This is a genomic window from Variovorax sp. LjRoot130, from assembly GCF_964253755.1.
In the GTDB taxonomy this organism is placed as follows: domain Bacteria; phylum Pseudomonadota; class Gammaproteobacteria; order Burkholderiales; family Burkholderiaceae_C; genus Variovorax.
In genome coordinates this window covers 532,888-556,478 of sequence record NZ_CAXURM020000001.1, presented here as the reverse complement: position 1 = coordinate 556,478, position 23,591 = coordinate 532,888, and the positions used below count along the sequence as shown (strand labels likewise).

The 23,591-nt window shown below is 66.1% G+C and carries 25 protein-coding genes; 16 read left to right on the top strand and 9 right to left on the bottom strand.

From position 1 onward, the window contains the following. The first annotated feature begins 114 nt into the window (after window positions 1-114). The 3 genes from ACSQ86_RS02910 to ACSQ86_RS02900 are packed head-to-tail and all read left to right on the top strand — an operon-like array spanning window position 115 to window position 3,582. On the top strand, window positions 115-1,602 hold the full coding sequence (locus ACSQ86_RS02910) for an amidase (RefSeq protein WP_436308462.1): 1,488 nt from the start codon (window positions 115-117) through the stop codon (window positions 1,600-1,602). A gap of 33 nt (window positions 1,603-1,635) precedes the next feature. Continuing rightward, window positions 1,636-2,625, top strand: coding sequence for a Bug family tripartite tricarboxylate transporter substrate binding protein (locus ACSQ86_RS02905; RefSeq protein ID WP_436308461.1), 990 nt, complete (start codon window positions 1,636-1,638; stop codon window positions 2,623-2,625). A gap of 33 nt (window positions 2,626-2,658) precedes the next feature. Then, on the top strand, window positions 2,659-3,582 hold the full coding sequence (locus ACSQ86_RS02900) for an NAD(P)-dependent oxidoreductase (protein ID WP_436308460.1): 924 nt from the start codon (window positions 2,659-2,661) through the stop codon (window positions 3,580-3,582). Window positions 3,583-3,689: 107 nt separating this feature from the next. On the opposite strand, the gene ACSQ86_RS02895 is transcribed toward ACSQ86_RS02900, so the two are convergent. The 3 genes from ACSQ86_RS02895 to ACSQ86_RS02885 form a co-directional block, all read right to left on the bottom strand. Beyond that, window positions 3,690-4,427, bottom strand: a complete 738-nt coding sequence (locus ACSQ86_RS02895) for a BON domain-containing protein (protein WP_093105066.1) — start codon at window positions 4,425-4,427, stop codon at window positions 3,690-3,692. Further along, the gene (locus ACSQ86_RS02890) at window positions 4,424-5,050 is read right to left on the bottom strand and encodes an SIS domain-containing protein (protein ID WP_093105064.1); all 627 of its coding nucleotides are present in this window, start codon (window positions 5,048-5,050) and stop codon (window positions 4,424-4,426) included. Before ACSQ86_RS02890 ends, ACSQ86_RS02895 begins: the two co-directional genes overlap by 4 nt. Window positions 5,051-5,147: 97 nt before the next feature. Then, a complete protein-coding gene (locus ACSQ86_RS02885; RefSeq protein WP_436308459.1) occupies window positions 5,148-5,504 on the bottom strand; it encodes a YraN family protein in 357 nt (118 codons plus the stop codon). 40 nt (window positions 5,505-5,544) lie between these two features. Here ACSQ86_RS02885 and rsmI point away from each other — a divergent pair, with 40 nt between their 5' ends. Then, window positions 5,545-6,483: a 16S rRNA (cytidine(1402)-2'-O)-methyltransferase gene (gene rsmI / locus ACSQ86_RS02880; RefSeq protein WP_436302619.1), complete on the top strand. Its 939-nt coding sequence runs from the start codon at window positions 5,545-5,547 to the stop codon at window positions 6,481-6,483. Between the two features lie 100 nt (window positions 6,484-6,583). Here rsmI and ACSQ86_RS02875 read toward each other — a convergent pair whose 3' ends face one another. Next, on the bottom strand, window positions 6,584-7,312 hold the full coding sequence (locus ACSQ86_RS02875) for a glutathione S-transferase (protein WP_436308458.1): 729 nt from the start codon (window positions 7,310-7,312) through the stop codon (window positions 6,584-6,586). A gap of 437 nt (window positions 7,313-7,749) precedes the next feature. Between ACSQ86_RS02875 and ACSQ86_RS02870 the strand changes: the two genes are divergently transcribed. Further along, the gene (locus tag ACSQ86_RS02870; RefSeq protein WP_093105053.1) at window positions 7,750-7,971 is read left to right on the top strand and encodes a hypothetical protein; all 222 of its coding nucleotides are present in this window, start codon (window positions 7,750-7,752) and stop codon (window positions 7,969-7,971) included. Between the two features lie 121 nt (window positions 7,972-8,092). Here ACSQ86_RS02870 and ACSQ86_RS02865 read toward each other — a convergent pair whose 3' ends face one another. After that, window positions 8,093-8,854 (bottom strand): GntR family transcriptional regulator, encoded by a 762-nt coding sequence (locus tag ACSQ86_RS02865; RefSeq protein WP_436302617.1) that lies wholly within the window; start codon window positions 8,852-8,854, stop codon window positions 8,093-8,095. Between the two features lie 176 nt (window positions 8,855-9,030). Here ACSQ86_RS02865 and ACSQ86_RS02860 point away from each other — a divergent pair, with 176 nt between their 5' ends. Genes ACSQ86_RS02860 through ACSQ86_RS02840 form a run of 5 tightly spaced genes read left to right on the top strand, consistent with a single transcriptional unit; the run spans window position 9,031 to window position 15,780 of the window. After that, a complete protein-coding gene (locus tag ACSQ86_RS02860) occupies window positions 9,031-10,503 on the top strand; it encodes a mannitol dehydrogenase family protein (RefSeq protein WP_436308457.1) in 1,473 nt (490 codons plus the stop codon). 49 nt (window positions 10,504-10,552) lie between these two features. After that, a complete protein-coding gene (locus ACSQ86_RS02855) occupies window positions 10,553-11,572 on the top strand; it encodes a TRAP transporter substrate-binding protein (RefSeq protein ID WP_436302615.1) in 1,020 nt (339 codons plus the stop codon). Between the two features lie 37 nt (window positions 11,573-11,609). Then, window positions 11,610-13,469 (top strand): TRAP transporter large permease, encoded by a 1,860-nt coding sequence (locus ACSQ86_RS02850; RefSeq protein WP_436308456.1) that lies wholly within the window; start codon window positions 11,610-11,612, stop codon window positions 13,467-13,469. Between the two features lie 27 nt (window positions 13,470-13,496). Next, window positions 13,497-14,705, top strand: coding sequence for a D-mannonate dehydratase ManD (manD, locus tag ACSQ86_RS02845; RefSeq protein ID WP_093105041.1), 1,209 nt, complete (start codon window positions 13,497-13,499; stop codon window positions 14,703-14,705). Between the two features lie 40 nt (window positions 14,706-14,745). Further along, the gene (locus ACSQ86_RS02840; RefSeq protein ID WP_436308455.1) at window positions 14,746-15,780 is read left to right on the top strand and encodes a Zn-dependent oxidoreductase; all 1,035 of its coding nucleotides are present in this window, start codon (window positions 14,746-14,748) and stop codon (window positions 15,778-15,780) included. A gap of 553 nt (window positions 15,781-16,333) precedes the next feature. On the opposite strand, the gene ACSQ86_RS02835 is transcribed toward ACSQ86_RS02840, so the two are convergent. The 4 genes from ACSQ86_RS02835 to ACSQ86_RS02820 all read right to left on the bottom strand — a co-directional run bounded on the left by ACSQ86_RS02835 (window position 16,334) and on the right by ACSQ86_RS02820 (window position 18,422). Next, entirely contained in the window at window positions 16,334-16,765 is a 432-nt protein-coding gene (locus ACSQ86_RS02835) for a class I SAM-dependent methyltransferase (RefSeq protein ID WP_436308454.1), read from the bottom strand. Window positions 16,766-16,770: 5 nt separating this feature from the next. Beyond that, on the bottom strand, window positions 16,771-16,968 hold the full coding sequence (locus ACSQ86_RS02830; RefSeq protein WP_436308453.1) for a hypothetical protein: 198 nt from the start codon (window positions 16,966-16,968) through the stop codon (window positions 16,771-16,773). Further along, window positions 16,965-17,174 (bottom strand): hypothetical protein, encoded by a 210-nt coding sequence (locus tag ACSQ86_RS02825; protein ID WP_436308452.1) that lies wholly within the window; start codon window positions 17,172-17,174, stop codon window positions 16,965-16,967. The genes ACSQ86_RS02830 and ACSQ86_RS02825 overlap by 4 nt, the downstream gene beginning before the upstream one ends. 84 nt (window positions 17,175-17,258) lie before the next feature. Beyond that, window positions 17,259-18,422 carry a citrate/2-methylcitrate synthase gene (locus ACSQ86_RS02820; RefSeq protein WP_436302607.1) on the bottom strand — a complete coding sequence of 388 codons (1,164 nt, stop codon included), beginning with the start codon at window positions 18,420-18,422 and terminating at the stop codon, window positions 17,259-17,261. 138 nt (window positions 18,423-18,560) lie between these two features. Here ACSQ86_RS02820 and ACSQ86_RS02815 point away from each other — a divergent pair, with 138 nt between their 5' ends. From ACSQ86_RS02815 to ACSQ86_RS02790, 6 genes are all read left to right on the top strand, one after another. After that, window positions 18,561-19,514: a 2-hydroxyacid dehydrogenase gene (locus ACSQ86_RS02815; RefSeq protein ID WP_436308451.1), complete on the top strand. Its 954-nt coding sequence runs from the start codon at window positions 18,561-18,563 to the stop codon at window positions 19,512-19,514. A 45-nt stretch (window positions 19,515-19,559) separates the two neighbouring features. After that, window positions 19,560-20,534 carry a Bug family tripartite tricarboxylate transporter substrate binding protein gene (locus ACSQ86_RS02810; RefSeq protein WP_436308450.1) on the top strand — a complete coding sequence of 325 codons (975 nt, stop codon included), beginning with the start codon at window positions 19,560-19,562 and terminating at the stop codon, window positions 20,532-20,534. Window positions 20,535-20,566: 32 nt separating this feature from the next. After that, a complete protein-coding gene (locus tag ACSQ86_RS02805) occupies window positions 20,567-21,166 on the top strand; it encodes a TetR/AcrR family transcriptional regulator (protein WP_436308449.1) in 600 nt (199 codons plus the stop codon). 38 nt (window positions 21,167-21,204) lie between these two features. Further along, a complete protein-coding gene (locus ACSQ86_RS02800) occupies window positions 21,205-21,720 on the top strand; it encodes a DUF2147 domain-containing protein (RefSeq protein ID WP_436308448.1) in 516 nt (171 codons plus the stop codon). A 9-nt stretch (window positions 21,721-21,729) separates the two neighbouring features. Further along, window positions 21,730-22,731, top strand: a complete 1,002-nt coding sequence (locus ACSQ86_RS02795) for an NADP-dependent oxidoreductase (RefSeq protein ID WP_436308447.1) — start codon at window positions 21,730-21,732, stop codon at window positions 22,729-22,731. A gap of 122 nt (window positions 22,732-22,853) precedes the next feature. Next, window positions 22,854-23,558, top strand: coding sequence for an SDR family oxidoreductase (locus tag ACSQ86_RS02790; RefSeq protein WP_436302601.1), 705 nt, complete (start codon window positions 22,854-22,856; stop codon window positions 23,556-23,558). Window positions 23,559-23,591 lie beyond the last annotated feature (33 nt).

The window sequence follows — 23,591 nt, the reverse complement described above, 5'->3', positions numbered from 1 at the left end:
CACGGCGGGTCCGGTTTGCGTAAATTGCAAAGATAACTGGAAAAAACAGCGATTGTTCAAAGGCTGGGGCCTGCCCTATCCTGCGCCCGTGCATCCATCCTGCCGCTGCCGAACATGCTGTTGAAACCCGCTTCGCCGACCGGCGCGCGCGCCACTGGCGCGCCCTCCTCCGACATCGTGGCGCTGGAAGCGACCGCGCTGTCTCGCGCCATCCACGCTAGGGAGCTTTCCTGCGCCGAGGTGCTGGACGCCTACCTCGCGCAGATCGACAGGCTCAACCCGAAGGTCAATGCCATCGTCGCGCTGCAGGATCGCGACGCGCTTCGCCGGCTGGCCGCGGAGCGCGACGCGCAGCTCGCGCGCGGCGAGAGCCTGGGCCTGCTGCACGGCTTTCCGCAGGCGCCCAAGGACATCATGCCGGCGGCCGGCATGGTCACGACGCGCGGCTCCCCGATCTTCAGCGGCAGGGTTTCGACAACCGATGCCGTGGTGTTCGAGCGCATGCGCCGCGGGGGTGCGATCTTCATCGGCCGAAGCAACTCGCCCGAATTCGGGCTCGGCGGCCACACCTACAACCCGGTCTACGGCACCACCCGCAATGCCTTCGATCCCTCGCGCTCCGCCGGCGGCAGCAGCGGCGGCGCAGGCGTGGCCGTGGCGCTGCGCCTGCTGCCGCTGGCCGACGGCTCGGACATGATGGGCTCGCTGCGCACGCCCTCGGCCTTCAACAACGTGTACGGCCTGCGCACCTCCGTCGGCTGCGTGCCGCACGGCCCGACCGAGGAGGTCTTCTTTCAGCAGTTCAGTGTCGCCGGCCCGATGGCGCGCAACATTCCCGACCTGGCCCTGCTGCTGTCGGTGCAGGCCGGCTTCGATCCTCGCCTCCCGCTCACCCGCCGGCAGGACGACCCCGCCGCGTTCACCGGCGCCCTGGAACGAGACTTCCGCGGCGCACGCATCGGCTGGCTCGGCGATCTGGGCGGCCACCTGCCGACCGAGCCCGGCCTGCTGGGCACCTGTGCGCAGGCGTTGAGGCATTTCGAGACCATCGGCTGCACGGTCGAACCCGTGCTGCCGGACTTCGACTTCGAACGCCTGTGGCGCGCCTGGATCGACCTGCGCAGCTTTTCCTTCACGGGCGCCAACGCGGCGCTCTATCACGACCCGGCCACGCGCGCGCTGCTCAAGCCCGAGGCGGTATGGGAGATCGAGCGCGGCCTTCGGCTCTCGGGCCAGGAGGTCTACCGCGCCGCCAGCGAGCGCTCGGCCTGGTACCAGGTGTTGCGCGGCCTGTTCGAACAGTTCGACTTCCTCGTGATGCCCGCGGCCCAGGTGTTCCCCTTCGATGCCGGCCTGGACTGGCCGCACGCCATCGACGGACGCGCCATGGACACCTACCACCGCTGGATGCAGGCCGTGGTGCCCGCCACCATGGCCGGACTGCCGGCGCTGGCCGCGCCGGCGGGCTTCGGGCCCGGCGGCCTGCCTGCGGGCATCCAGATCATCGGCCCGGCCCAGGCCGACGCGGCCGTGCTGGAGATCGGCCATGCCTACGACCAGGCCAGCGGCCATGCGCGCGTGCCGAGCCCGCTGCTGGCCTGACTTTTTCCACTTTCCCTCTCCACAGGAGCTCACATGAGCACGCCACCCCTGCGCCGCTTCCTCCAGTTTCTTCTGACCGCCTGCACGCTGGCCGCCGCATGCACCGGCGCCTTCGCCCAGGACGGTTATCCGGCACGGCCGATCAAGCTGCTGGTGCCCTTTGCGCCCGGTGGCGCCACCGATGTGCTGGGCCGCATGCTGGCGGTCGGCCTCGGCGAGAAGCTGGGCCAGCCCGTGGTGGTGGAGAACAAGCCCGGCGCCAGCACGGTGATCGCGGCCTCGATCGTCGCGAAGGCGCCACCGGACGGCTACACGCTGCTGCTGGGCGCCAGCACGACGCTCACACTGAACCCGGCGATCCGCCAGTCGCTGCCCTACGACCCCATCCGCAGCTTCACGCCCATCGGCATGGTCGCCGACATGAGCCTGATCCTGGTGGCCGGCGACACCACCGCCGGCAGCACGCTCAAGGACATCGTCGCGCAGGCCAAGGCGGCGCCGGACAAGTTCTCCTATGGCTCCTTCGGCACCGGCTCCTCCGTGCACTTCGGCGGCGAAATGCTCAAGTCGGCGGCCGGCATCCGCATGGTGCATGTTCCCTTCAACGGCAGCGCCCCCAGCCTCACCGCGCTGATGGGCGGCCAGGTGCAGGTGGCGGTCGACACCGTGGTGGCGGCCACTCCGCTGATCAAGGCCGGCAAGATCAAGCCGATCGCAGTGCTCTCGGCGCAGCGCCTGCCCCTGCTGCCCCAGGTGCCGACCGTGGCCGAGAGCGGTTATCCGGGCTTCGCCATGGGCACCTGGTTCGCCCTGGTGGCGCCGGCCGGCCTTCCGCCTGCGGTGCAGCAGAAGCTCGAGAAGGCCCTGGCCGAGGTCGCGAGCGCGCCGGAGATGAGGAAGAAACTGGCCGACATCGGCTTGACCTACGCCTACGGCAACGGCGCGGCACTGAAAGCACGGATCGAAGAGGAACTGCCCAGGATGCGTGCCATGGCCGCGCGCTCGGACATCAAGGTGGACTGATCGAGGCCGCAAAAAGCAGAATAAGCTCGAGCGATGACCTCCTCCATTGCCTCCAAGTCCTACGACTCCACGCCCTCACGCAAGCTCGCCTTTCTCGGCCTCGGCGTGATGGGTTACCCCATGGCCGGCCACCTTGCGCTGGCCGGCCACAGTGTCGCGGTCTACAACCGCACGGCCGCCAAGTCCGCCGACTGGCAGAAGGAATTCGCGCCCCAGGCCAAGGGCGCGCTGCGCCCTGCGGCCACGCCGCGCGAAGCCGCCGCAGGCGCAACAATCGTCTTCTGCTGCGTCGGCAACGACGACGATCTGCGCTCGGTCGTGCTCGGCGACGACGGCGCCTTCGCGGGCATGGCCCAAGGCTCGGTGTTCGTCGACCACACCACGGCTTCCGCCGATGTCGCGCGCGAGCTCGCGAAGGCGGCGCTGGAACGCGGCCTCCAGTTCATCGACGCCCCAGTCTCCGGCGGCCAGGCCGGAGCGCAGAACGGCGTGCTGACGGTGATGTGCGGCGGCGACACGGCGGCCTTCGAGCGCGTCAAGCCGGTGATCGCGGCCTTTGCGCGCGCCGTCACCCTGCTCGGCGACAGCGGCGCAGGCCAGCTTGCGAAGATGGTCAACCAGATCGCGATCGCCGGCCTGGTGCAGGGCCTGTCGGAGGCGATCGCCTTCGGCCAGCGCGCCGGCCTGGACATGAACGAAGTGCTGGCCGTGATCGGCAAGGGCGCGGCGCAGAGCTGGCAGATGGACAACCGCGGCAAGACCATGATCGAAGGCAAGTTCGACTACGGCTTCGCCGTCGACTGGATGCGCAAGGATCTCGGCCTGGTGCTCGACGAAGCCAAGCGCAACGGCGCGCGGCTGCCGGTGACCGCGCTGGTCGACCAGTTCTATGCCGACGTGCAGCAGGCCGGCGGAAACAGGTGGGACACCTCGAGCCTGATCACCAGGCTGCGCTGAGCCCACCCCCAGGCTTCGCGCACTTCGTGTCGCTACGCCAACCCCCTTGCAGGGGGCAACACCAGCGGCTCGGCAAAGCCGGTTCCGCGGTGTTCCTGGTGGAATTCCTATCGAACCGGCGTGGCAGTGGCGCCGCCCGCTGGCGGTGAACCCGCCGGCGGCAGCGGCTCCATCGGCGGCAGCGGCACGTTGGAACGCGAGGCCGGCGCCGGACCGGTGCCGCCCTGCTGCGCCTGGTTCGCGAGCTCCGCTTCGCTGACGATCTCGACCACCCGTACCACCTTCTCCACGCCCGAGACGCCGCGCGCGATGTCGGTCGCGCGATCGGTTTCGCGCCGCGTGGCCAGGCCCATCAGGTAGACCGTGCCGCGGTCGGCGACGATCTTGAAGGAATTGGCGAAGACGTCCTTGGCATCGAGCAGCGAGGCCTTGATCTTGCCGACGATGAAGGCGTCGTTGGAACGCTGCTGGAAGGTGCTCGGCGGCCCCACCGTCAGTTCGTTGACCACCGAACGCACGTTGTCGACCCGGCGCACCACCTCCTCGACGCGCCGCCGGTCGGCCTCGCTGCCCACCGCGCCGGTCAACAGCACCTGCCGATTGAAGCTCGTGATGCTGACGTACATCTGGTCGTTGGCGATCTCGCGCACCCGCGCGCCGCCGCGCAGCTCGATGCCCTGGTCGTCGATCTGCGCGCCCGAGCTGCGGCGGTCGGTCGCGACCATCCCCGCACCAACGACCGCGGCCCCTCCGACCACCAGCGGCACGCAAGCGGAAAGGCCGGCAACCAGTGCGGCGCCGGCGGTCAGGGTCAACGCGATGCGCCGGATGGATGTCTTCGTCATATGGAACCTTCCTGTTCTCCGAGTAGCTGGGCGTCCACGCCGTCGCACAGGCAGTGCAGCGCAAGCAGGTGGACTTCGTGGATTCGCGCCGCGCGTTCGTGCGGCACGCAGATCTGGACATCGGTTTCGCGCAATGCACGCCCCACGGCGCCGCCGGGGCTGCTGCTGGCGCCACTGCCCGCGGCGTTGCCCAGCAGGGCAACCACCGTCATGTCGCGTGCATGCGCTGCCTCGACCGCGGCCAGCACTGCGGCCGACTGGCCGCTGGCGCTCAGCGTCAGCAGCACGTCGCCGGCCTGGCCGAGGGCACGCACCTGGCGCGCGAACCGGTCCGCATCGCTTGCGTCGGCGGTGTCCGCGGCGGGGTCGGTGGTGTCGCCCGGCAGCGCGATCGCGCCCAGCTCGGGCCGTTCGCGCTCGAAGCGGCCGACGAACTGAGCGGCGAACAGCGCGGCGAGAAGCCCCGAGACGCCCGCTCCGCAGGCCAGGATCTTGCCGCCGCTGGTCACGCAGGCGAGCAGGGCCTGCATCGCCTGCCCGATCGGTTTGCTCAGGAGCGGACCTGCCTGGTACTTGAGGTCCGCGCTGTCGATGAAGTGCTGCTGGATCCGTTGCTCGAGCATGGGCCGGGATGATAACTGTGGGTTCTGAAACAAGACGTAGGTGCTGCGCTTGATGCACTTGAGTATGGGGCAACGCATCGGTTCCCTCGGCGGAGGCTCAATCCGCGTCGAAGGCGGCCTGGATCCAGGCGATGCGCTCCTCCACCAGCACGACGTCGAAACGGCAAGGCGGCGGCGTGCGCAGCCGGCTCAGGTAGTGCCGCGCCGCGAAGACGATGCGCCGCTTCTTCACCGCGGTGATGCTCCCGGCCGCGCCGCCATGCGTGGCGCCGGCGTGCTGGCGCACCTCGACGAACACCAGCGTGCCGTCGCGCGGATCGCGCACGATCAGGTCGATCTCGCCGCCGCCGCGGCCCGGGGTTCGATAATTGCGCGCGACCAGCACCAGGCCGGCCGCTTGGAGATGGGCGAGCGCGGCGTCTTCCGCCGCATCGCCGCGCTGCTTGGTCGTCACTTGAAATGCCTCCCCGCCGTCTTGTTCTGGAGAAAACCCATTGAACTCTCTCGCCCCCGCTTCGTTCGGCGCCGCCCTGCAGGCCGCGCGCGATGCTGCGGGTGCGCAGCATTATCCGCAAGCGACGCTCTATGTCGTCGCCACGCCGATCGGCAACCTGGCAGACATCACGCTGCGCGCACTGCAGGTGCTGCAGCTGGTCGATGCCGTCGCCTGCGAGGACACGCGCCACACCCAGAGCCTGCTGCGCGCCTATGGCATCGATCGCCCCTCGGCCCAGCTGCTCGCCCTGCATCAGCACAACGAGGCCGAGGCGGCACAGGCGGTGATCGCGCGGCTCGCGCGCGGTGAACGCATCGCCTATGTCAGCGATGCCGGCACGCCCGGTGTGAGCGACCCGGGCGCGCGCCTGGTCGCGGCCGTGCGCGAGGCAGGCTACCGGGTGCTGCCGCTGCCCGGCGCGAGCAGCGTGACGACGCTGATCGGTGCGGCCGGGCTGGTCGCGGCGGGCGATGCGGGCAGCGCTTTCGTGTTCGCCGGCTTCCTGCCCAGCAAGTCCGGTGAGCGCGATGCCGCCGTGCAGGCACTGGCCGCCGAGCCGCGCAGCGTGGTGCTGCTCGAAGCGCCGCACCGCATCGAAGCGCTGGCACGCGCGCTGGCCATTCTGGGCGAGCGGCGTGTGACGGTGGGCCGCGAACTCACCAAGCAGTTCGAGGAGATCGCCACGGTCGCCGCTGCCGCCCTGCCCGACTGGTTTGCAGCCGGCCGCGACCGCACGCGCGGCGAGTTCGCGCTGGTGCTGCATCCGAAGGCCGTGGCAGAGGACGATGGCAATGCCGAAGCCGAACGCGTGCTGCGGCTGCTGCTTGCCGAGCTGCCGCTCAAGAGCGCGGTGCGGCTTGCGGCCGAAATCAGCGGCGCGCCGCGCAATGCGCTCTACGACACCGCGCTGCGCCTGCGCGACGAGCCCAGCGACTAGGGCCTAACGCTATTTGCGGGGTCGCGAAGGCATGCCAGGGCGTGCCAATCAAAGCGCGCGACGCCGTGCGTGCGGTCCCCGCAAATAGCGTTAACAGGCCCTAACCGTCGAGTTCCGGATAGCGCCTGAAGATACCGTCTTCGTTGAAGGCGATGCGACGCGGGCTCTGCAGGTAGTCGTGCACGCGCTGGCGGCGGCCCACGTTGGCATGCAGCTTGGCGACCGCGGGCGTCTCGGCCAACACGCGCGCCGTGGCCTTCGAAAAGGCATAGCGCAGACCCGCCACCAGCTGGAACAGCGACAGGTCGGCGTAAGTCAGCGTATCGCCGACCAAGTGGAGGTCGCCCGCGGGATTGCGCTCGAGCACGCGCTCGAACCAGCCGAGGAATTTCGGAATCCGCTCTTCGCGAAAGCACTTGGCGCGCTCCAGCGCGGCCTCGCGCTGGTCTTCGTAGTAGCGGCCGACCGAGATCGGATGGTGCGTGTCGTGCACCTCGGCCACCATGTCGGCTATGGTGAGCTGCAGCTGGTGCGTCCAGAGCCCGTCGGCCTCGCCGATGCCGGCGAGCCCGAGCCGCGGGCCGAGGTAGAGCAGGATCGCGGCGGTCTGGCCGACCACGATGTCGCCGTCGACGAGGAAGGGCGGCGCGAAGGCCGCGCGCGGATTGTCCGGATCGCTAAGCCGCCGCGCGAGCGCGGCCTCGCCGCCGCCTTTGCCCGGCGGCTCGCGCGCCACGTCGACATACGCGGCGCCAGCTGCCTCGAGCGCGAGGCGCACGAATTCGCCGCGGCCCTGGATGGTGGGCCAGTAGTGGAGTTGGTAGGTCAAGAGGCCCTCCGCGTGGAGATGGGAAGGCCTGAAGGAAATGCCGCGAGGAATCACAAACCCCTTGGCACCCCGCATGAATGCTGAACCTTGGCGGCTTCGGCTTCCCGGATACAAAAATACCGACGAAATTCAAGATGTCGCGCTGGCGCAACGCCCCAAGCGAGCGACGATGCGCCACAGCATAGCAACTTCATTAACAGGTGGAGGCCACGGCGCCATGCCCCTAGCGCCCAGACGTGCGGGTGCGCTTCCCCTCTGTTTCCCCCACGTGCCCCGCTGTTTCCCTACGGCCCCCGCGCGTTCGGGGCAACGCAATCGAAAAAGGCCGCTATCAGCGCTCTGAATGACAAACATCAGGAAGCTGAACTTCCCAGGAATAAGGGAAAACCCTAATATTCCGTCTTCGGCCTCGGCCACTCGTTCCTGGGAGGAACACGATGACTTCTTTCGTCGACCTGCGTCCGCAGCGCGCAATGGGAAACACCGCGTTTTCCTTGGTCAACCAGATTTGGGGCCGTGCCGCCGCCGCGGTGCAGGATTTGGCGCGGCGCCGTGCCAGCGCCTTGGCCGACGAGCGCTTCCTGGAGCGCGCCACGCACGATCCGCGCCTGCTCGCAGAACTGCAGGCAGCGATTGCGCGCCATCAATCCAGCTCCTGAAGGTCGGCCGCCGCAGCATCCAGTCGCCGAGGCTGAGGTTGCGTCAGAGCAGGTCCGTGGCGCACGAACCCAGGGAAGACTATCCACCTTTGCTGGACGCTGAGGTCAAGCCAGGGATCGGTCAGTCGGCGAAGTAGCTCGCGGGCGCATGTTCGCGCAGCGCCGTGAGGTGTGCGGTGATGTGATTGATATGGGCGGCGACGCTCGCGCCCAGACCGGCCACGTCGCGCGACGCCATCTGCGCCAGCATCTGCTCGTGTTCCTTCAGCGCGCGCTCGGCATGGCCGGCCACGTGGCCCAGCAGCAGCCAACGCACGCGGTCGAACTGGCGCTTGATAGGTTCCAGCATGGCCCAGACGTGTTCGCGACCTGCAAACTCGAACAGCCGCCGATGCATCAACTCGTCCAGCTCGGAAAAGCGATCGATCTCGCCGCTCGCGACAGCGTCGCGCTGGCGCGCGACGATCTGGCCGAATTCGTTGAGTTGCGCCGGTGTGATGGTCTGGGCGAGTTGCACATGGCTCGCGCATTCCAGCGTGCTGCGCACGAAGCGGCCTTCCTCGAGCAGCGACATGCGCACGGGTGCCACGATCGTGCCGACCTGACGGTAGATCAGCACCATCTGTTCATCAGCCAGTTGCGCCAGCGCTTCACGCACCGGCGTGCGGCTCACATCGATCAGCTTGGAGATCGTCGCTTCCGAGAGCGCCGTGCGCGGGGGCAAGACGCCGCGCACGATGGCTTCTTGCAGCTGGCTGTGCACCTGCGCGGTATAGGAGCGCGCGGGGTCGAGCTTGAAACCGGCCAGCGCCGCAACCAAAGGGTCTTCGACATGCTGCGCATTGGCATGGTGGGGGTTGCTGGCAAGGACTCGGGCGGTCATCGGATGGGTGCTTCTCTGGTGGGATGAGTCACTTTACACCATGGTAGTGCACGCCATGATCGCGACCCTATCCGGGTTTCTACCGGTACTTCACGCCCGGATTGATTCGTAGACTCCTCGCATCGTGCCATGCCACCATGGTACTGTGGTGAATAATCGGAGACGCCGAAGTGCCCTTGTCAGCAGATCAGAACTCGCGGCTCTCGCAGCGCGGCCTGCGCGATCTCGGCGACGGCATCGCGCGCCCGCACTACGACCGCGGCGGCCTGGCGCGGGGCATCGTGCATCTCGGACTGGGCGCGTTTCACCGTGCCCATCAGGCGCTCTACACCGAGGCGGTCGTCGCGCGGGGCGACCTTCGCTGGGGCATCGTCGGGGTGAGCCTGCGCGACCCGCGCGTTTCCGAGGCGCTGGCAGCGCAAGACCACCTGTATTCGGTGACCGAGCGCCACGGCGACGATGCACGCACACGGGTTGTCGGTGCGTTATGCGACGCCCTGTACGCACCCAGGCAACTTGAGCAGGTCATCGCGGCCATCTCCAGTCCGGCGACGGCCATCGTGACCAGCACCGTCACTGAAAAGGGCTACAGCCAGAACCCGGCCAGCGCCGACCTCGACATCGACGACGTCCTTGTGCGCCACGACATCGCGAATCCGCAGACGCCGCGAACGACGCTGGGCGTGTTGGCCGCAGGCATCCGCCGCCGCTCCGCCGGCGCCCCGTTGACGCTGGTGTGCTGCGACAACATGGCCAGCAATGGCGACACCTTGCGCAAGCTGCTGGTGCAGTACGCGGACCTGTTCGATGCGAAGCTTGCACGCCGCATCGAAGCCGAGATCGGCTGCCCCAACAGCATGGTCGACCGCATCGTGCCGGCGGCGACGCCCGTCTCGCTCGAATGGGCCGCCGCTCGGCTCGGCCTTCGTGACGAGGCGGCCATCGTCTGCGAGCCGTTCACCCAGTGGGTGATCGAAGACCGCTTCGCCGGCATTCGACCGGCCTGGGAGGACGCTGGCGCCCTGCTCACCAGCGACGTGCGTCCCTATCAGGCGATGAAGCTGCGCCTGCTCAATGGCACGCACTCGGCGCTCGCCTACGCCGGCCAGATGGGCGGACTGGAGACGGTGTCCGACGCCATGGCGCATCCTCTGGTCGGCGGCTTCGCGCGTCGGCTGATGCTGGAGGATCTGCGCGCGAGCGTGGCGGCCCCATCCGGTTATGACGTACTGGCCTATTGCCACGAATTGCTCAGGCGTTTCGAGAATCCGGCGCTGGCCCACCGCACGCAGCAGATCGCCATGGACGGGACCCAGAAGATACCGGTGCGCTGGCTGCCAGCCTTGCGCGAGAGCCTCGTGGCGGGGGTGGAGCGCCCGCAACTCGAGCGCGCATTGGCGATCTGGCTGCACTACCTGGCCGCCGGGCACAGCGACAACGGCGCAGCACTGGTCATCAGCGACCCGGGCGCCGAGGCGCTCGCTGCGCGCCTGCGGCGGGCCGCCAACGACACCGACGCGGCGAACGCCGCGTTGGCGCACAGCGCCGTCTTCGGCACGGGGCCTTGGCCGCCGGTCTTTGCCGGCCGTCTGGCGCGGCACCTGTCCACGCTGCGCCAAGGCGGCATGACGGCGTTGCTGTCCACCTGAATCGCGCATCCCGCACCACCGACCCAGAAGACCCAACGGAGACCTTGTCATGACCTTCGCGCCCACTCGCCGCCAGTTCGCCACCGCCGTCGCCGTCACCGGCGTGGCCGCCACGCTCCCAGCCCGCTTCGCTTTTGCGCAAAGCGAGATCAAGCTCAAGTACGGCACCGCCTTCCCGGCCGACCATCCCGGCACCTTGCGCATCAAGGAAGCGGCCGAAGCGATACGCAAGGACACCGGCGGCCGGGTCGACTTGCAGGTCTACCCGACCAGTCAGCTCGGCAGCGAGCCGGACATGATTTCGCAGACGCGCGCCGGCGCGATCGACATCATGTCCACCGCCGGCACCAATCTGCAGACGCTGGTGGCAACCGCTGGCATCAACGGCGTGGCCTTCGCGTTCAAGGACTATGACGCGGTGTGGGCCGCGATGGACGGCGATCTGGGCGCCCATGTCCGATCCGCGCTGGCCAAGGCGAACCTGCATGCCTATGAAAAGTGCCTCGACAACGGCTACCGCAATATCACGTCGGCCAGCAAGCCCATCGTCTCGCCGGCCGACCTGAAAGGTTTCAAGATCCGCGTGCCGGGCATCCCGCTGTGGATCTCGATGTTCAAGGCCATGGGCGCATCGCCGACCGCGATTCCGTTCGGCGAGCTCTACTCGTCGCTGCAGACCAAGGTGGTCGACGGGCAGGAGAATCCGCTCGCGCTGATCCAGAGTGCCAAGCTCTACGAAGTTCAGAAGTACTGTTCGCTGACGGCTCATACCTGGGACGGCCACTTCATCTTTGGCAACGCGAAGAAGCTGCAGGCCTTGCCGAAGGAGGTTCAGGAGTCGCTGTCGAAAAATCTCAACGCTGCCGCCCTCAAGCAGCGCGAGGACATCGCGAGGCTGAACGCCGACGCGCAGGCCCAACTGACCAAGCTGGGCGTGACCTTCAACAAACCCGATCCGGGACCGTTCCGCGACATGCTCAAGACCGCGGGCTTCTATACCGAGTGGAAGGGCAAGTACGGCGACGAGGCCTGGGCCAAGCTCGAGAAGTATTCGGGCAAGCTCGTCTGACGCCCGCACGGCCAACCATCCCGATCAGGAGCGCCCCATGCAGTCCACTGTCGATCCGCTCGCTATTGCCACGCCTGCCACTTCGCGCTGGTTCGACCGGTTGCTGGCTTGGGTGACCGAGATTCCCGCTGCCGCCATCGTGGTGGCCGAAGTTCTGATCCTGGGTGGCGGCGCCTTCGCGCGCTACGCGTTGCATGACCCGATCACCTGGACCGACGAACTCGCCAGCATCCTGTTCCTGTGGCTGGCGGTGCTCGGGTCGTGCATTGCATTGCGGCGCACCGCCCACATGCACCTGACGACCTTCATCAAGGATCTGCCGCCCGCAAGGCGCGCCTGGCTCGATGCGCTCGGCATGTGCCTGGTGGTCGCGTTCCTGGTCATGTTGGTCGGTCCGGCCTGGGAGCATTGGCACGGAGAGATCGAGGTCTCGACGCCGGTGCTCGGGATCAGCGAGGGATGGCGCGCAGGGGCTGTGTTCGCAGGCACGGCGCTGATGCTGGTGACCGCCATGACGCGGCTCTTCGAGCAGGCGAGCTGGAAGCAAATTGCGCTCACCGGTGGTGCTGTGGCGCTGGGCGGCGCGGCGCTGTGGCTGCTGTCGCCGACGCTGGCCGGTTTGGGAAACATCAACCTGGTGATCTTCTTTCTGGTCATGCTCGTCGGCGCGATCGTGATCGGCGTTCCCATCGCCTTCGCGTTCGGCCTGGCAACGATGTCGTACCTGGCGTTCTCCACCAGCACGCCGATGTCGATCATGCCCAACCGCATGCAGGAAGGCATGTCTCACCTGATCCTTCTGGCCGTGCCGCTCTTCGTCTTCCTGGGCTCGCTGATCGAGATGACCGGCCTGGCCCGCGCGATGATCAATTTCCTCGTGAGCCTGATCGGCCACGTACGCGGCGGCCTGCAGTACGTGCTGCTGGGCGCGATGTACATCGTGTCCGGTATCTCGGGTGCCAAGGCGGCCGACATGGCTGCAGTTGCCCCGGCGCTGTTCCCCGAGATGAAGAAACGCGGCAGCAAGGATGGCGACCTGATCGGCTTGCTGTCGGCCTCGGGCGCCATGTCGGAAACCATCCCGCCGAGCATCGTGCTCATCACGGTCGGCTCAGTGACCGGCGTGTCGATCACCTCACTGTTCATTGGCGGCCTGATGCCGGCCGTCGTCGGTCTGGTGCTGATGGCATGCGTCGTCTGGTGGCAGACGCGCGGCGAAGACATGTCGGGCGTCACCAAGGCGACGCGCCAGCAGGTCGGCAAACTGCTGCTGGTGGCGCTGCCGGCGCTCGCGCTGCCTGTGATCATCCGCACCGCGGTGGTCGAGGGCGTGGCCACCGCGACCGAGGTGTCGACGATCGGCATCTTCTACACCGTACTCGCGGGCATCTGCATCTACCGTCAGTTCGACTGGCGCCGAATCTACCCCATGCTGCTCGACACGGCGTGCCTGTCGGGGGCGATCCTGCTGATCGTCGGCTGCGCCACCGCCATGGCGTGGGCGCTGACGCAGTCGGGCTTTGCGCAGGACCTGGTCAAGATCATGACCGCGGTGCCGGGCGGCAAGGTGGGCTTCCTGCTGGTGTCCGCTCTGGCGTTCGTGGTGCTGGGCAGCCTGCTCGAGGGCATCCCCGCGATCGTGCTGTTCGGGCCGCTGCTGTTCCCCATCGCCAAGCTCGTCGGCGTCAACGAGGTGCACTACGCGATGGTCGTGATCTTCGCGATGGGCCTCGGCCTGTTCGCGCCACCGTTCGGGGTCGGCTTCTATGCGGCCTGTGCGATCGGCCGGGTGCCGCCGGACGTCGCGATGCCGCGTGTCTGGCCCCACATGGCGGCGCTGTTCCTCGCGCTCCTGCTGCTGGTGTTCGTGCCCTGGTTCTCGGTCGGATTCCTCTGAGCATCGTCGTACTTCCTGGAGACTGAATTGAAGATCGAACGCATCCAGACGATCGTTACCTGCCCCGGCCGCAACTTCGTGACGGTGAAGATCGTCACGGACGAGGGCATTCACGGCCTGGGCGACGCAACGCTCAATGGCCGCGAGTTGGCCGTCAAGTCCTACCTGGACGAACACGTGTTTCCCTGCCTGATCGGGCGCGACCCCCGCAACATCGAGGACATCTGGCAGTACCTCTACCGCGGCGCCTACTGGCGGCGCGGGCCGGTCACGATGACGGCGATCGCCGCCATCGACATGGCGCTGTGGGACATCAAGGGCAAGCTCGCGGGCATGCCGGTGTACCAGCTGCTCGGCGGCAAGAGCCGGCACGGCCTGATGGTGTACGGCCACGCCAATGGCCGCGACCACGCCGAAGCGATCGAGGCGGTGCACAAGCACGCGCAAGAGGGCTTCAAGGCGATCCGCGTGCAGTCCGGTGTGCCGGGTCTGGCGAAGACCTATGGCGTTGGCAAGACCAAGGGCTTCTACGAGCCGGCCGAAAAAGGCCTGCCGCCGGAAGAGCCGTGGGACACCTCGCTCTACCTGCGTCACACGCCCGAGCTGTTTCGCAAGGTGCGCGAGGCGGTGGGCTTCGAGACGCATCTGCTGCATGACGCCCACCATCGCCTGACGCCGATCGAGGCCGGCCGGCTCGGCAAGGAACTCGAGCCCTATGGCCTGTTCTGGATCGAGGACGCAACGCCGGCCGAGAACCAGGAGGCCTTCCGCCTGATCCGCCAGCACACCACCACCCCGCTGGCCGTGGGCGAGGTCTTCAACTCGATCTGGGACTGCAAGAACCTGATCAGCGAGCAGCTGATCGACTACATCCGCTCGACCATCACGCATGCCGGTGGCATCACGCATGTGCGCCGCATCGCGGACTATGCGGCGATGTATCAGGTGCGCACCGGGTTTCACGGTGCGACCGACCTGTCGCCGGTGTGCATGGCGGCAGCCGTCAACTTCGGCCTGTGGGTTCCCAATTTCGGCATCCAGGAGTTGATGCCGCACACGGCGCTCACCGACGAAGTCTTTCCGCACAACTATCGCTTCGAGGATGGCTACCTGGTGATGGACGAAGTGCCCGGACTGGGCGTCGACATCGACGAGGCGCTGGCGGCCAGGTATCCCTACGAGCGCGCTTATCTGCCCGTGGCGCGGCTCGCCGATGGCTCGATGTGGAACTGGTGACCACGCCCCACGGCATCTCAAACCAACAGGAAATTTCATCATGCTAAGCGTCGTCGTCGATCAACCCAACAGCATGGCCGTGCGCGAGCGGCCCATGCCCGAGCCCCAGGCCGGCGAGGTGCGCGTGCGCGTGCGCTACGCGGGCATCTGCGGCTCTGACCTGCACATCTTTCACGGCCACAACCCGTTCGTCTCCTACCCGCGCGTCATCGGCCACGAGTTCGTCGGTCGCATCGAATCGGTGGGCGCCGGCGTCAGCGCCGCGCGCATCGGCGAGACGGTGGTCGTGGACCCGGTCATCAGTTGTGGGGAGTGCCATGCCTGCCTGATCGGGCGGCAGAACGTTTGCAGCCGCCTGCAGGTGATCGGCGTGCATCGCGACGGCGGCTTCAGCCAGTACGCCTGCGTGCCGGAGAAGAATGCCTACGTGGTGCCCAAGGGCTTGGCCGATACCAGCGCATCGGTGATCGAGCCCTTTGCCGTGGCCGCGAACGTCACCCAACGTACTGGCGTCTTTCCCAGCGATGTCGCGCTGATCTACGGTGCCGGGCCGATCGGCCTCAACCTGATGCAGGTGCTCAAGCGCGTCTACGGCATTCGCGCGCTCATCACAGATCACTTCGACGAGCGGCTCGCCTTGGCGCTCGACTGCGGCGCGGCGGAGGACGAGATCATCAATACCGCGCGTGAATCGCTGCCGGAGGCACTGTCCAAACGCGGTGTCGTTGGCGGACCGACCCTCATCTACGATGCTGTATGCCATCCGACGATTGTCGAAGAGGCGGTGCGCATTGCGGCGCCTGCGGGCCGAATCGGTGTGCTGGGCTTCTCCGCCACGCCTTCTGCCATTCCGCAGCAGGAACTGACAAAGAAGGAGCTCTCGCTCTACGCCTCGCGCCTGAACTGCGCGATGTTCCCGACCGTGATCGACTGGATCCAGCGTGGGCTGGTCGACCCCGGACGCATCATCAGTCACAAGGTGGACTTCCGTGACGTGGCCGGAGCGTTCGACATTGCCGAGCGCAATCCACGCTACAGCTGCAAGGTGCTGCTGGACTTTGGCGAGAACGCGTGATCGCCCGCAGGTACTCGGCCTCGACTGACAAAGGCACCCCCAGCTCGCAGCGCGAGCGGCCTGGTCGAGCAGTTGCTGCAGTTCGGCCAATGTTTCTCGTAGCTTGCCAAGCGCCTTGAGCGCCGCCGCGAACTCGCCTACTTCGACGCCTTGGTCGCTCAGGAGCTGAAGCACGAAGCGCTCGAAGGCGTCCCCTACTTCTCCTTCGAGCAATTGGTGCTCTTCGAGGATGACATTGCCGAGCAGCAGGAGCTCGGGCGAGCGCGCGTAGGCCGACGATGCGATCGTGCGAAGTCAGCCCTCAGGGCGGCGATAGTGGCCGCAGTTCGTCGCCTGGGGTCTTGGCGTGGCACAGTATTCACGACGACGCAGCTTCCTGGATGTCGTTCTCGTTGGGTACGCTCGACACGCCATTTACCCCATTGAAGCAGCAGCATATTCACCTGGCGTCCAAGGCTCCTTGGCACGAAGCTGATGATGTGTTGTCACGGAGAAAATGACCGAGGTCGGCCCATCTCCGGACGCTCGGGAGTGGCTTCTTTCAAGCGGTCTATCAGCGGTTGATCAGGTCAAACGACAGTTTTCTCCGCAGCCGGTACCACTTCTCGTCGGGCCTCAGGACCACTTCCAGCAGGATCGGCAAACTGAAATGCGAAGGCTCCACGTCGGTGATCTCCCAGGCGGGAAACGCGGCTTCGACGTCGCTGCGGTAGGCGCCACGAATCAAGGGCCGAATCCGTCTTGGCCACACGAACAGCAGCACCGTTGCGTCAGGTGCGGAGACGGCTGTGACTTCCTGCCCCATCGCGATCTGCTCTTCCGGTTGAAGGCCATGGAATGCTCCCGTATCGAGGATCAACCGGAAACCGTCGCCGATGCCTGCGCGGCCCAGCGCAGTCACGTCACCCCGGACGAGCTTCATCTCCACGCTTGCGCTGCGCACTCGATCATGTGCACGACGCAATGCTTTCTCGACGAGATCCACGCCAGTCACCTGCCAGCCACGCTTCGCGAGCTCGATGCCCAGATGCCGCTCCCGGTGCCGAGATCGAGCGCACGTCCGTAAGGCGGCTGGCGGCCCAGCTCTTCGCGATCGAACATCTGCGCCGCCTTTGCGACGAATGGCGGATCGGCGGCGGCATCCGCCCACGGATGGAAGCCGATGGCGTAAGCCAGCCGGTAGTTCATGAGGCGCCGCCCCGTTGCAGGTTCGACATCACGACCTTGATCGTCTCCTGCAGGACGTCGGTCGGGCTGAATTCCACGATCTCGGTCTCCGTGTAATGCACCGGAATATGACCCGGAGGAACGTAGTACGCGTCCCCGGCCTCGAAGGTTTCCTTGTGGTGGGGAAAGACGAAGCTCACCTTGCCTTTGAGCACGACGACAGTCATGCAACACGCCGGCACCATTCGGTGGATCCGATACACGCTCGAAGGGCCCTGGTCGCCGGCAGAAGCTCGAACGGCAGAGGCCGCCTAAGTTCGGGCGCCCTGCGGCATGTTGGGTATCGGGCCCACATAGCGCCCGCGTGGGCGGATGACTTGCGCCACGCCCAGTTGTTCCAAGCTGTGCGCCAGCAACCCGACACTGCGCGCCGTTGCAAACAGGCCAAATGCCGCATCGGCGGGCAGTCGATGGTGCGCAACCAGGGCGGCCAGGGCCACGTCGATGTTGGGCTGCAAACCGGTCAGGTTCGTCACCTTCTGGATGAAGCGCGCGATCACCTCCGGGGGCTCGAACAACGCCAGCAAGGCGGCTGCGCGCGGATCGCCATCGGGATAGAGGTGGTGACCAAATCCTGCCAAGGGCAAACCGGTCGACAGGTAGTGGGCCACCACCTGGTCCTCTCCAAGTCGTTCCACTTCGCTGAACAGCGCCTGGACGCGGCCTGAGGCATCACCATGCAACGGGCCCGACAGCGTGGTCAATCCGGCCAGAAGGCATGCCGGCAACGAGGCGCCTGTCGAAGCCGCAATGCGCGCGACAAAGGCTGAACTTGTCAACTCATGGTCGACCAGCAACACCATGACAGTTCGCAGCAAATCAGCCACCTGGGTCGATTGTTTCCACCCTTGCGCAAAGCGCAGGTGCAGCGGCTGGCGCCCCGGCTGGGCACCGAATGCATTGGCCAACTGACCCACCAAACTCTGGCCCTCGTTGTGCAGCACCCGTGTCAGACGTCCACGGGTGGAATGCCCGGCGGCTGCCAGACCGGCCAAGGCAGTGAAAGCAGCGACTCGGCCAGGCTTGCCCGAGCGCATCAGCGCAGCGGACGAAAAGTCGGCGGGTTGCTCGGCGCCCCACAACAGTTGAGCCACGTCTTCCAGGGTGGCCGACCGGGCCAGGCTCACGGCATCCTGGCCGCGGTAATACGGGCGCCCGCGAAAGAACGCGCACAGGGCCGTCGGGATGCTGGGCTCCGAGCCGAACAGCGTGTTGGCGGCCAGGGTCTCGTGTTTGCGGCCGGCCTGTTTGCGCTTGGCCAAGCTTGCTACGTCCTCGGCGCGGTACAGGCTACGGCGCGTATCGGCCGGATCGGGCATGACTTCGAGCTTGCCGCGGCTCACGTAGGCGTAAACCGTCTGGGGTCGCACCCCGAGGAGGTGGCACACCTCGTCCATCGAAATCCAGGAAACCATGGTCGGGTGCGAGAAAGTTTATATGTTGATTTTATACATCAATATTGACTTAGCAATCAATCATTAACAACATACTCCCATCCTGAAAAAGCCGTCTTGAACACATGGGACACATCTGTCCCCGTTGAGCGAATTCACATGAAACCCCAGGTCCTCCAACTCAATCCGATCCTGATCCCTGCGATCAACGACAAGCTCGCATCGCTCTACACAGTTCACAAATTCTTCGAGGCAACCGGCCGCGAAGCCTGGCTGCGCGAACATGGCGCATCCGTCGACGCCGTGATCACCGGCGGGCACACCGGCATTTCGCGACCGATGCTGGAGCAGTTGCCTGGCCTCAAGGTCGTGGCCGTCAACGGAGTCGGCACCGACGCTGTGGATCTGGCGTACTGCCGAGGCCGTGGCCTGCCCGTCACCGCAACCCTGGGCGCGCTGACTGAAGACGTGGCCGATCTGGCCATCGGGTTGCTGATCGCCGCTTGCCGAAACCTGTGTGCCGGCGACCGCTTCGTGCGCGGCGGCCAGTGGGAACTTAGCCCCCAACCCAGCGCCATCCCACTCGCGCGCCGGTTCAGCGGCATGCGCGTTGGAATCGTCGGAATGGGGAGGGTGGGCCGCGCCGTCGCGGCTCGGGCGGCGGCCTTCGGCTGCCCGATCAGCTATACCGATCTGCACCCCATGGACGACATCCCCCACCGGTTCGTGCCGTACCTGGTGGACCTCGCGCGTGACTCCGACGCGCTGGTACTGTGCGCGGCGGCGGACACGGCCGAAGGCATCGTCAACGCGGCCGTGCTCGAAGCGCTCGGCCCAAGCGGCTTCCTGGTCAACGTCGCCCGTGGCCGCCTAGTCAATGAGGCTGACCTGACAGAGGCGCTGGCCGCCGGTCGCATTGCTGGTGCGGGCTTGGACGTGTTCGTCGACGAACCCCGCGTTCCCCTGACGCTGCGCCAGTCCGACAGCGTGACCCTCCAGGCCCACCGCGCCAGTGCCACCTGGGAGACCCGAACCGCCATGGGCGAGATGGTGCTTGACAGCCTCGCTCAGGCCCTGGCAGGCGAACGCCCGGTGATGAGCCTGACCACCTGAGCCCCAGGGCGAGCCCCGACTTACCCACCCACAAGAGAGACTCCTATGCAACTCAGAGCCCTGTTCAAGATCCTTGCCGCCTCGGCGTCCCTGGCCGTGGTGCCGACCTTGGCATCGGCCCAGGCCTACCCGACCCGCGCTATCAAGATCATCGTGCCCGCCCCGCCGGGCGGTGCTATCGACACCATTGCCCGCGTCGTCGGAGACAAGCTCGCGGTGTCGATGGGTCAGCCGGTGGTCGTCGACAACAGGCCTGGCGCATCCAACAACCTCGGCACGGATGTCCTTGCCAAAGCAGCGCCCGATGGCTACACGATCGGCATCGTGGGCGGCAGCCACAACATCAACAAGTTCCTGTTCAAGAACCTGGGCTGGGATCCGGAGAAAAGCTTCGAGCCCATCGTCTACACCCACGAGGTTCCGCTGGTGTTCGCGATCTACCCGCAGATTCCCGCCAAGACACTGCCCGAGTTCGTGGCCTGGATGAAGGCCAATCCAGACCAGTCCAAGGTCGCCACCTCTGGCCGCGGCAGTGCTCAGGAAATGGCGGCAGAGATGTTCCGCATGGCGAGCGGCGCGCAGGTGCTGCTGGTCCCTTACAAGGGATCTGCCGCTGCCCACCCGGATCTGCTGGCCGGGCGCACTGCGCTCTACATCGACACGATCAGCGCCATCCAGTCGCAGGTGAAGGCCGGCAACGTACGCGCAATTGCGGTGTCGACCCGCAAGCGAACAACGTCTCTGCCGGACGTGCCGACGGCGGACGAACAGGGGCTCAAGGGCTACGACGCCAACACGAATGGCGGGTTCCTGGCGCCTGCCGGCACGCCCAAGGCGATTGTCACCAAGCTCAATGCCGAGATCAACGCGGCGCTGAAGCTGCCTGACGTGCGGGCCAAGCTGGAGGCCGCGGGCATCGAGATCCAGGGCGGGACGCCGCAGGAGTACGCCGCGCTGATCAAGTCCGACCTCGCAAAGTGGGGCAAGGTCGTCAAGGAGGCGGGCATCCCGTTGGAGTGAGTCCGGGGGCTACGTGCTTTGCGAAAGCATGTATGATGCGCATCATGCGAAACGCAAAGCACAACGTCAGAACGGCAGCCAAGGAAGCTTCACACGAGCGCATCGTGTGCGCAGCTGCACGGGCGATCCGTCGTAGCGGCTATGACGGCACCGGAGTCGCCGACATCATGAAGGAGGCCGGCCTGACCCATGGCGCTTTCTACGCCCATTTCGAGTCGCGCGAGGCCATGCTGGCGGAAGCAGCGAATCGGGCGTGCGCCGAGTCAGCCGCCGTAGCGGCGGACGTTGTTGCCAGCGCGCCCTCCGAGCAGGCTTTGGCATCCATGCTTCGCACCTATCTCTCGCGGGAGCACCTGGAGCAGGTTGAAATGGGATGTCCCCTGGCCGCCCTGGGCTCGGAGACGCCGCGCCAGGCACCCGAAGTACGCCGAGTGACCACCCGGCACATCAAGGAAATGATCGATCTTGTCGCCCGTCAGTCGCCTGACTGGGGGCAGCCCGGTGCTCACGAACGAGCACTCGTGACCGTCGCCACCATGGTGGGCACATTGCTGTTGGCTCGTGCAGTCGACGAGCCCGCACTATCGGCCAGCCTGTGCGAGGCCGCACTGAAGCACCTGCCTCCCGCCTAAATCCACCGAGAAACGACGCTTTTCGTTCGGCCACAAATATGATGATCATCATGCGACATAAATATAAATCCTCTGGCAACCCTCGCTCTCTTGCCCTCCCGCTCCTGCCCGCGCTCGCGTTCAAAGCCTTCACCGCGGCCGCAGCGCTCACGATGCCGCCAGTCTGGGCAAACGAGGCGTCGCCCATTGGCCTGTGGAAGAACGTCGACGACGTCAGCGGCAAGCCGAGGGCACTGGTCCGAATCACGGAATCGAATGGAGCCCTGCTGGGCAAGATCGAGAAAGTGTTCCCGGCTCCGAATGAAGACCCGAATCCGAAGTGCGACAAGTGTGAAGGCGCAAACAAGAACGCACCGATCGTCGGGCTAGTGATTCTGAATGGCCTGACGAAGGACGGCGACGAATATGCCGGCGGCCAGATTCTCGATCCGGACAACGGCAAGGTCTACCGCAGCAATGTGCGCCTGACCGACAACGGCAAGAAGCTCAGCGTGCGCGGCTACATCGGTGTGCCAATGCTGGGCCGTTCACAGACCTGGGTACGCCAGGAATAAGGAAGAACCGTGAAGGCATTTGTTCTCGAGCGATATGGAAAGAAGCGCGCATTGCGGTTGGCAGATATGCCGAATCCGGAATTGCGCGATGACGAGGTCTTGGTCCAGGTCCATGCCGCTGGCGTCAACCTGCTGGACTCCAAGATCAGGGATGGTGAGTTCAAGCTCATCCTGCCCTATCGCCTGCCCCTCATCCTGGGCCACGACGTAGCTGGGGTGGTCGTCAAGGTCGGCCCGCGCGTGCGGCAGTTCAAGCTGGGCGATGAGGTCTATGCGCGGGCGGATGATTTTCGGATCGGCACGTTCGCTGAACTCGTGCCGGTCAAGGAGGCTTCCCTCGCACTCAAGCCCCAGGGCCTCACGATGGAAGAAGCCGCTTCCATCCCCTTGGTGGCCCTGACGGTCTGGCAGGCACTGATCGAGAAGGCCGATCTGAAGAGGGGCCAGAAGGTCTTCATTCAGGCGGGCTCCGGCGGCGTAGGCACTTTTGCCATCCAGTTGGCCAAGCATCTGGGCGCAACCGTTGCCACGACGACGAGCACGACCAATGTCGCGCTCGTGAAGAGTCTGGGCGCAGACGTCGTCATCGACTACAAGACGCAGGACTTTGAGGATGTCTTGCGCGACTACGACGTGGTCCTGAACAGCCAGGACGGCAAGACGCTCGAAAAATCCCTTCGCGTGCTCAAGCGCGGCGGAAAGCTCATCACCATCTCCGGACCGCCTGATCCCAATTTCGGCAAGGAAATCGGGGCACCGGGGTTCGTGAAACTGGTCATGCGGCTGCTGAGCTCTGGAATCAGACGAAAGGCAAAGAGCCGCGGGGTCAGCTTCTCGTTCCTCTTCATGAAGGCGAACGGAAGCCAACTGCGCGAGATCACCCGTCTCTTCGATGCTGGCGTCATCCGCCCCGTGATGGACCGGGTGTTCCCGTTCGCATCAACCAATGAAGCCCTGGCCTACGTCGAAGCCGGCCGCGCAAAGGGCAAGGTCGTCGTCAAGGTGAGATAGAGGCAAGTCCCGCCAAGGGAAATGCCGTCGCCAAGTTCAAGTGCGTTTTGTTCATTTCGGTGTTGCTGGAAGACCTGAAAGCCGGCAGCTGAATCTGTTTGTCCCCCTCTTTGGAGATTCCCATGAAGATTGAGAATGCAGTTGCCCTCGTCACAGGTGCCAATCGCGGCATCGGCCTGGCGTTCGCGCGCGAACTGCTCGCCCGCGGCGCCCGCAAGGTCTATGTGGGCGCACGCGACCCCGCGGCCGTCACCCAATCCGGTGTTCAGGCCCTGCGACTCGACGTCACCAAGTCGGAAGACGTGTCGTCCGCCGCAGCGCTGGCGTCGGATGTCACGCTGGTGATCAACAACGCCGGCATTGCCCAGCCGGGAGGCTTTCTCGCAGCCGATAGCGAAGACGCCGCACGGCGCATCTTCGAGACCAATTTCTTCGCCGTGTTGCGCATGAGCAAGGCCTTCGCGCCGATTCTCAAGGCCAACGGCGGCGGCGCGTTGCTCAACGTCCTGTCGGTCGCCTCGTGGGTGAACGGCGGCGAGTTGGCAGCCTATTCGGCGAGCAAGTCCGCAGCCTGGTCGCTCACCAATGCCCTGCGCAACGAGCTATCGACACAGAAGACTCAAGTGCTGGCACTGCACATGGCCTACGTCGATACCGATCTCACGCGCGGGTTCGATGTCCCGAAGTCCAGCCCTGAGGAGATCGTCAAGCGTGCGCTCGACGGACTCGAGTCGGGCTTCGACGAGGTGCTGGCCGATGAGCTCACGCTGCAGGTCAAGCGCGGGATGACGGCGCCGAGGCCCAGCTACCTCCCGCAGGCGTCCTGAACCCGAAACCTGACTGGATCACCAGCCAACAAC

Bases quoted from the DNA above. Each gene is read 5' to 3' on its own strand.
- ACSQ86_RS02855 (WP_436302615.1), top strand. From the start codon at position 10,553: ATGACCTTCGCGCCCACTCGCCGCCAGTTCGCCACCGCCGTCGCCGTC.
- ACSQ86_RS02830 (WP_436308453.1), bottom strand. From the start codon at position 16,968: ATGAACTACCGGCTGGCTTACGCCATCGGCTTCCATCCGTGGGCGGAT.
- ACSQ86_RS02840 (WP_436308455.1), top strand. From the start codon at position 14,746: ATGCTAAGCGTCGTCGTCGATCAACCCAACAGCATGGCCGTGCGCGAG.
- ACSQ86_RS02870 (WP_093105053.1), top strand. From the start codon at position 7,750: ATGACTTCTTTCGTCGACCTGCGTCCGCAGCGCGCAATGGGAAACACC.
- ACSQ86_RS02825 (WP_436308452.1), bottom strand. From the start codon at position 17,174: ATGACTGTCGTCGTGCTCAAAGGCAAGGTGAGCTTCGTCTTTCCCCAC.
- ACSQ86_RS02900 (WP_436308460.1), top strand. From the start codon at position 2,659: ATGACCTCCTCCATTGCCTCCAAGTCCTACGACTCCACGCCCTCACGC.
- ACSQ86_RS02800 (WP_436308448.1), top strand. From the start codon at position 21,205: ATGATGATCATCATGCGACATAAATATAAATCCTCTGGCAACCCTCGC.
- ACSQ86_RS02790 (WP_436302601.1), top strand. From the start codon at position 22,854: ATGAAGATTGAGAATGCAGTTGCCCTCGTCACAGGTGCCAATCGCGGC.
- ACSQ86_RS02910 (WP_436308462.1), top strand. From the start codon at position 115: ATGCTGTTGAAACCCGCTTCGCCGACCGGCGCGCGCGCCACTGGCGCG.
- ACSQ86_RS02805 (WP_436308449.1), top strand. From the start codon at position 20,567: ATGATGCGCATCATGCGAAACGCAAAGCACAACGTCAGAACGGCAGCC.
- ACSQ86_RS02815 (WP_436308451.1), top strand. From the start codon at position 18,561: ATGAAACCCCAGGTCCTCCAACTCAATCCGATCCTGATCCCTGCGATC.
- ACSQ86_RS02890 (WP_093105064.1), bottom strand. From the start codon at position 5,050: ATGCTCGAGCAACGGATCCAGCAGCACTTCATCGACAGCGCGGACCTC.
- ACSQ86_RS02865 (WP_436302617.1), bottom strand. From the start codon at position 8,854: ATGACCGCCCGAGTCCTTGCCAGCAACCCCCACCATGCCAATGCGCAG.
- ACSQ86_RS02905 (WP_436308461.1), top strand. From the start codon at position 1,636: ATGAGCACGCCACCCCTGCGCCGCTTCCTCCAGTTTCTTCTGACCGCC.
- ACSQ86_RS02895 (WP_093105066.1), bottom strand. From the start codon at position 4,427: ATGACGAAGACATCCATCCGGCGCATCGCGTTGACCCTGACCGCCGGC.
- ACSQ86_RS02820 (WP_436302607.1), bottom strand. From the start codon at position 18,422: ATGGTTTCCTGGATTTCGATGGACGAGGTGTGCCACCTCCTCGGGGTG.
- ACSQ86_RS02810 (WP_436308450.1), top strand. From the start codon at position 19,560: ATGCAACTCAGAGCCCTGTTCAAGATCCTTGCCGCCTCGGCGTCCCTG.
- ACSQ86_RS02850 (WP_436308456.1), top strand. From the start codon at position 11,610: ATGCAGTCCACTGTCGATCCGCTCGCTATTGCCACGCCTGCCACTTCG.